5 protein-coding genes are annotated in these 6,021 nt (G+C 72.2%); 4 read left to right on the forward strand and 1 reads right to left on the reverse strand.

Annotated elements, in window-relative coordinates:
* Positions 1 to 357: 357 nt before the first annotated feature.
* Together KGA66_RS27620 and KGA66_RS27625 are read left to right on the forward strand one after the other, a co-directional pair.
* Positions 358 to 1,410 carry a glycosyltransferase family 2 protein gene (locus KGA66_RS27620; protein ID WP_211472290.1) on the forward strand — a complete coding sequence of 351 codons (1,053 nt, stop codon included), beginning with the start codon at positions 358 to 360 and terminating at the stop codon, positions 1,408 to 1,410.
* Positions 1,411 to 1,437: 27 nt separating this feature from the next.
* Positions 1,438 to 2,814 (forward strand): phytoene desaturase family protein, encoded by a 1,377-nt coding sequence (locus KGA66_RS27625; RefSeq protein WP_211472292.1) that lies wholly within the window; start codon positions 1,438 to 1,440, stop codon positions 2,812 to 2,814.
* A 125-nt stretch (positions 2,815 to 2,939) separates the two neighbouring features.
* On the opposite strand, the gene metF is transcribed toward KGA66_RS27625, so the two are convergent.
* Positions 2,940 to 3,887, reverse strand: a complete 948-nt coding sequence (gene metF, locus KGA66_RS27630) for a methylenetetrahydrofolate reductase [NAD(P)H] (RefSeq protein WP_211472294.1) — start codon at positions 3,885 to 3,887, stop codon at positions 2,940 to 2,942.
* A 182-nt stretch (positions 3,888 to 4,069) separates the two neighbouring features.
* Between metF and KGA66_RS27635 the strand changes: the two genes are divergently transcribed.
* Together KGA66_RS27635 and KGA66_RS27640 are read left to right on the forward strand one after the other, a co-directional pair.
* The gene (locus tag KGA66_RS27635) at positions 4,070 to 5,155 is read left to right on the forward strand and encodes a polyprenyl synthetase family protein (RefSeq protein ID WP_246508861.1); all 1,086 of its coding nucleotides are present in this window, start codon (positions 4,070 to 4,072) and stop codon (positions 5,153 to 5,155) included.
* A gap of 23 nt (positions 5,156 to 5,178) precedes the next feature.
* Positions 5,179 to 5,637: a guanyl-specific ribonuclease gene (locus tag KGA66_RS27640; RefSeq protein WP_438822083.1), complete on the forward strand. Its 459-nt coding sequence runs from the start codon at positions 5,179 to 5,181 to the stop codon at positions 5,635 to 5,637.
* Positions 5,638 to 6,021 lie beyond the last annotated feature (384 nt).

A 6,021-nucleotide genomic window follows, 5' to 3' on the forward strand; every position in this document is an offset into this window, starting at 1 on the left:
GTGGCGGCGCGCCCGAGGGGGTGCGGCGGGGTCCGCGCGCGCGTCGTGGGGGTGCGCGCTCGGACCCCGCCTGACACCTGTCACCGACCGTCACCGCCATACTGACAAGCCGTCAGAATCGGACGGAGAGTAAGGGCGCCGTGCATCGGCGTCACCCACCTGTACTACGCCTCAGTGCACGACGCCCGGCGGCGGATTCGAACACGCTGGCGTGTCCGCGCGCCGGCGAGACGTCTGGCCGGTCATCAGAAATGCCGACCCGAACTGGTGCCCCGCGCACTGGTTTAGCCGTGCGCTTATCCTCCAAATGGAGTGATCCGCCGGGCGTCCGTCACCCGGCGGGGTAATGCTCCTTACATGACCCGAATCGCGCCGTCGGACGCAGTGCAGCACCCGGGTCGGTCTGGCTTGGTCGCCGCGAACCCCCGCGGGCCCGCGACCCGGCCCGCACCCTCATCAGGGTTCGAATCCACGTTTCGGCTGCTGACAGCGCACGCCGCGACGCCGTGGGCGGCACTGGCCGCACTCGGGCTGGTAGCCGCCGGCGCCACCGTGTGGCGCGGCGTCCAGGACCGGCACGCCGCGATGGGCATCGACCCGGCCGCGCTGCACCTGCGCAGCACCACGGCGCGACCGCCCGAGGCGACCGAACCGGTCTCGGTGCTGATCCCCGTGCGTCACGAACCCGATCCCGCCGTCGCCGCGGTCCGCGCCGCGCTGGGACAGCGCGGCGTCGACCACCTGGACATCGTCGTGCTCGACGACGGCTGCCCGCAGGAGACGCGCGCGGCGTTGCGCCGCGAGTTCGCCGACGACCCGCGCGTGCGCATCCTGGCCACAGCGCCGCTGCCCCGGGGCTGGTCGCCCCTGGCCCACCGTTCCCACCAACTCGCGGTCGCCGCGCGCGGCAGAGTCCTGATCTTCGCCGAGCCGTGCGCCCCGCTCGGCCCTTACGCCGCCGCTGCGGCCACCGCGCTGCTGCGCGGCGGGAAGTTGGACCTGGCCGTCCTGGACACCGGCAGGCCCGCCCCCGTGCGCACACCCACGCTGGCGGCCCCGCGGCAGCCGTCCGCGGCCCAGGCACACAACGCATCGAGCCGGACCCACCCCGGCCGGTTCACCCTCGCGATCGATGCGGACGTCTACTGGCGGATCGGCGGGTATCGCGCGGCCGCCACCGATCCGGATCCGCTGGCGCTGTTGCGCACCGTGCGCCGGGCGAGCGGCCGGGTCGCGGTCGCCGACGGCCGGCGCGTGATCCCGCCCGCACTGCAACTGGTGCCGCTGCCCCCGCCGGACCCGGAGGCCGAGGCGCTGTGGGACAGCCAGCACGCCAGCCGCGTCTCGCTCACCGCGACGGCGCGACGCGTCCTGTCGGCACTGGTCGGTGCCCGCGCCCAGCCGAGCTGACCGGCACGCGGGTAAAGTCTGTGCGCTGTGGCGAGGATCATCGTGGTCGGAGCGGGAATGGCCGGGCTGGCGGCGGCGGCCAGACTGGCGGCGCGCGGACACAGCGTCCTGGTGTGCGAGGCCGGTCACACGGTCGGCGGAACGCTCGGCTCGTGGCAGTACGACGGTCTGATCTTCGACACCGGCGCTTACACGCTGACCCTGCCCGCGGCGTACCGCGACCTGTTCATCAAGACCGGTTCCCGCAAACGGAGCGCGGCGGCCGCCCTGGAGGACCGGGTCGAGTTGCGGGCGCTCGACCCGGTGCGGCGATACCTCTTCCCCGACGGCACCCGGCTCGACCTGCCGAACGCCTCGCGCGGCCGCCTGCACGCGGCATTCGACGAAGCACTGGGCACCGGCGCGGGGCAGTCCTGGCTCAACATCGTCGACCACGGAAGCCGCGTGTGGGACACGATCCGGCCGGTGCTCGTGGAGGCGCCGGGATCGGGCGAGCGTGAGCTGGCCCGCCTGCTGCGCACAGCGGCCGGCCGACGCGTGCTCACGCCGCTGCGCTCGCTGCGGTCGGTGGCCGGCCGCTGGTTCACCGACCCGCGGCTTTTCCTCCTGCTGGACGACTACGCCCGACAGGCGGGCGCCGGAGCCGACGCGCGACGCGCCCCCGGCGTCCTGGCGGCACATATCTACATCGAGCACGCGTTCGGTGCGTGGCAGATCGTCGGGGGCATGTACACGCTCGCCGAGGAGTTGCGCCTGCGGGTGCTTGAGCGCGGCGCCGAGATACGTTACGGCGCACGCGCCATCCGGATCGAGCGCTCAGCGTCCGGTGCGGTGAGCGGCGTGCTGTTGGCGGACGGGGAACGAATCGCCGCGGACATCGTCGTCGCGGGTGTCGATCAGGCGGTACTGACTCGCATGCTCGACCAGCCCTCCGTGAAGACGCAGTACTCTGCGCCGGTCGGCACCTTGTGCCTGGTCGTGCAGGACCCGCCGACCATGCCGCATGAGACGGTGCTGCTGGACCAAAGCGGTCCGGCCTTGCGCGTCCATGTGGCCGGCGAGCGGCCGACAGCGTGGACGGTGCACGTGCCGGGCGTGACGGACGCCCAACTGGACGCGGACGGGGTGCTCGACACCCTGGCCGCGCGCGGTATCGACGTCAGGCGGAAGGTCCTGGCACGACACGCGATCACGGCGGCGGACCGCGAAGCGGCGACCGGCGCGCCCGGTGGAAGCGCGTACGGTCCAGCCGTCACCAGCCTGCGTACCGCGCTGCTGCGTTCGCCGGTGCGTCAACCGGTCACCGGCCTGTTCCACGTGGGCGCTTCGGCACGGCTCGGCGGCGGGCTGTCGTTCGCGGCGCTTTCCGCGTGGCAGGCCGCCGAGTTGATCACCGGCGCATAGGCGGGGCCCTGGCACCCCGCAGCGGCTGCTTTCGGCCCGGCTTCGCGCCGCGACGCCCGAGATCGCGATGAATCGGCCGGCTCAGGCTCATGCCCAGGCTTGGTGCCGGGGCTCCCGGCTCCGGCTCAGGCCGCGGTAACCGGCCTGGCCGCACCCGCGAGAGCGTGCGCGTCGCGCAGGTTCTCGAACACCTCAAGCGTCGCCGTGGAAGTGTTCAGCGTGATGAAGTGCAGGCCCGGCACGCCCTCCGCGAGCAGCCGCGCGCCGAGTTCGGTGGTGTGCTCGACGCCGATGCGGCGTACTGCGGCGTTGTCGTCGGCGACCGCGTGGATCCGCTCGCCGACCCCCTTCGGGAACGTGCCGCCGCTGAGCGTGACCATCCGCTCGATCTGTGCGGCGCGGGTGACCGGCATGAGGCCGGCGATGATCGGGATATCGCAGCCGGCCGCGACCACCCGGTCGCGCAGCCGCAGGTAGTGCTCGGCGTCGAAGAACATCTGGGTGATCGCGAAGTCCGCGCCGGCCCGGCACTTGGCCACGAAATGCCTGATCTCGCTGTCCCAGTCGGCCGAGCGCGGGTGCTTCTCCGGAAAGGCCGCGACCCCCACGCAGAAGTCACCGGACTCCTTGACCAGGCGCACCAGCTCGCTGGCGTACTCGATGCCCTCGGGATGCTTGACCCACTCGCCGCGCGGGTTGCCGGGCGGGTCGCCGCGCACGGCGAGGATGTTGCGCACCCCGGCATCCGCGTAGCGGCCGATGATCCGGCGCAGTTCCCCGATCGAGTGGTTCACCGCGGTCAGGTGCCCGACCGGCGTCAGCGTCGTCTCCGCGGCCACCCGCTCGGCCTCGGAGGCGGTGTTCTCCCTGGTCGAGCCGCCCGCCCCGTAGGTGATCGAGACGAAGTCCGGCCCGACGCACTCGATCCGGCGCAGCGCCTTCCACAGCTGCTGATCCTGCTTCTGATCGCGCGGGGGGGAGAACTCGAAGGACATGGTCGGCGCGCCTTGCGCGAGCAGTTCCCGGACGGTCACGGCCCGGTCCGGACGAACGCTGGGGATGCCGAGTGCCATACGTTCACTTTATCCGCGGCCACACGGGGTACCAGGGCCGTTTCATCGGATGAGACGACGTAGGCTCGGCATTCGTGGAAGACGAGCACTGCGTGGAAGACGGGCACTGCGTGGATGACGAGCACCTGAACGATCCGGTCCGATCGGCCGCCACGACCCCGCGGTCGCGAGAGCCGGACGCCCTGGACCGGTACGGGCTACGCGCGCGGGTCTCCGCCGAGCTAAGTGCCTTCCTCGACGGCCAGGAGGCGCTGCTCTCGCAGGTGAGCACGGATCTTGAGCCGGTGGTCGCGGCGCTGCGCGACTTCCTGGACGGCGGCAAGCGCATGCGTCCCGCCTTCTGCTACTGGGGCTGGCGCGCGGCAGGCGCGAGGGACGGCTCGGCCGAACCCGCGGCGCTTCGGGCCGCGGCCTCGCTCGAACTGCTGCAAGCGTCCGCGCTGATCCACGACGACTACATCGACGGCTCCGACACGCGGCGCGGCGCCCCGGCGATCCACCGGCGGTTCGAGCGGCTGCACCGGGACGGCGGCTGGGAGGGCGAACCGGAGCGTTTCGGCGCGGCCGCCGCGGTACTGCTCGGTGACATCACCCTGACGTGGTGCGACGAGCTGTTCACCCGGTGCGGGCTGGATCCGGCGCGGATCCACGCGGCCCGCCCGGTTTTCGACCTCATGCGCTCGGAGGTGATGGCGGGTCAGTACCTCGACGTTCTCGCCCAGGCGCGCGGCCTGTCCGTCTCGACCCCGCGCGAGACGCTCGAGCGCGCCCGCACAGTGCTGCGCTACAAGTCCGCGAAGTACACGATCGAGCGGCCGCTGCAACTGGGCGCGGCCCTGGCGACCGGGGCCGCGGACGACCCGCTGGCGGCGGCCCTCTCCCGCTACGGACTGCCACTCGGCGAAGCGTTCCAGCTGCGCGACGACGTGCTCGGCGTCTTCGGCGACCCGGCGGCCACCGGCAAACCGGCCGGGGACGACCTTCGGGAAGGCAAGCAGACCGTGCTCGTGGCGCTGGCCGCGCAGCGCGCCACGGACGCGCAGGCGAAGGCGCTTCGGGCCGGCCTCGGAGATCCGCGACTGGACGCGGCCGGGGTCGAGCAGCTGTGCTCGGTGATCGCGGACACCGGGGCGCTGGCCGAGGTCGAAACGCGGATCGGCGAGCTGACGCGCGACGCCCTGGCCGCGCTCGGCGAGGCGTCGATGGACGAGGAGGCTCGCGAGGTACTCGGCGAGCTGGCGCACGCCGCGACGGCGCGGCACGGCTGACCCGGGCCGGTCGGCGCGGGAGAATGGGCGCCGTGCCGACCGCTGTACGACGAACGCTCACCGTGCCTATGGCGGCCGCGCTGCTCGCCGCCCTGACGGCGACGACCGCTGCCTGCGCGGACCCGGCCGGAGCAGCGCCGGCGCGCGGCCATGCCGGGACGGGCGTGGCCTGTTCGACCGCAAGCACTCCTCCGCCCGGGATACCGGTCCTCACGGTCGCGCAGCTGCCTTCCCAAGCGCTCACGACGCTGCGGTTGATCGCGGCAGGCGGCCCGTATCCCTATGCACAGGACGACTCGGTCTACGGCAACTACAGCAGGGCACTGCCACGGGAACGCTACGGCTACTACCACGAGTTCACCGTGCTGACCCCGGGCTCGGGAACGCGAGGCGCGCGGCGCGTGATCACCGGCTCGGACGGTGAGGACTACTACACCGCGGACCACTACTCCAGTTTCGACTGGATCGCGTGCACGGGCTGACCGGCGGCCCGGAAACTCGCCTGGGAACATACACGCACTTTGGTCGCAGAGCGCTCCGGCGGGCTTCCGACAGATTGGTTGCCGACGATTCGTCGACTCAGAGTCACGTTGCGGCACGTAGCGAATGCTTTGAAGCGGACAAATGGTGCAAACAACGGCCACGCTGAGTGCACGGCGGCTTTCCGAGCGAGAAGTTTTGTCGAAGGGGTCGCCAAGCACTGAGGGCACATGAATAATCCTCTTCGAGGCCTCGTCGTCCCCCCGTGCGATGGGGCCTCGCCCCGAGTGACGCGTGCAGGCTGGTCCCTCCCCCCGTGGGGATCATGCCGGAACGCGTCCGGACGCCGGCCCCTCCCCCCGTGGGGGTCAGGCGTCGCACCACGG

The organism is Actinocrinis puniceicyclus (assembly GCF_018283645.1).
GTDB lineage: Bacteria > Actinomycetota > Actinomycetes > Streptomycetales > Catenulisporaceae > Actinocrinis > Actinocrinis puniceicyclus.

Coding starts and splice junctions, on each gene's coding strand:
- KGA66_RS27620 (WP_211472290.1), top strand. CDS start 358: ATGACCCGAATCGCGCCGTCGGACGCAGTGCAGCACCCGGGTCGGTCT.
- KGA66_RS27640 (WP_438822083.1), top strand. CDS start 5,179: ATGGGCGCCGTGCCGACCGCTGTACGACGAACGCTCACCGTGCCTATG.
- metF (WP_211472294.1), bottom strand. CDS start 3,887: ATGGCACTCGGCATCCCCAGCGTTCGTCCGGACCGGGCCGTGACCGTC.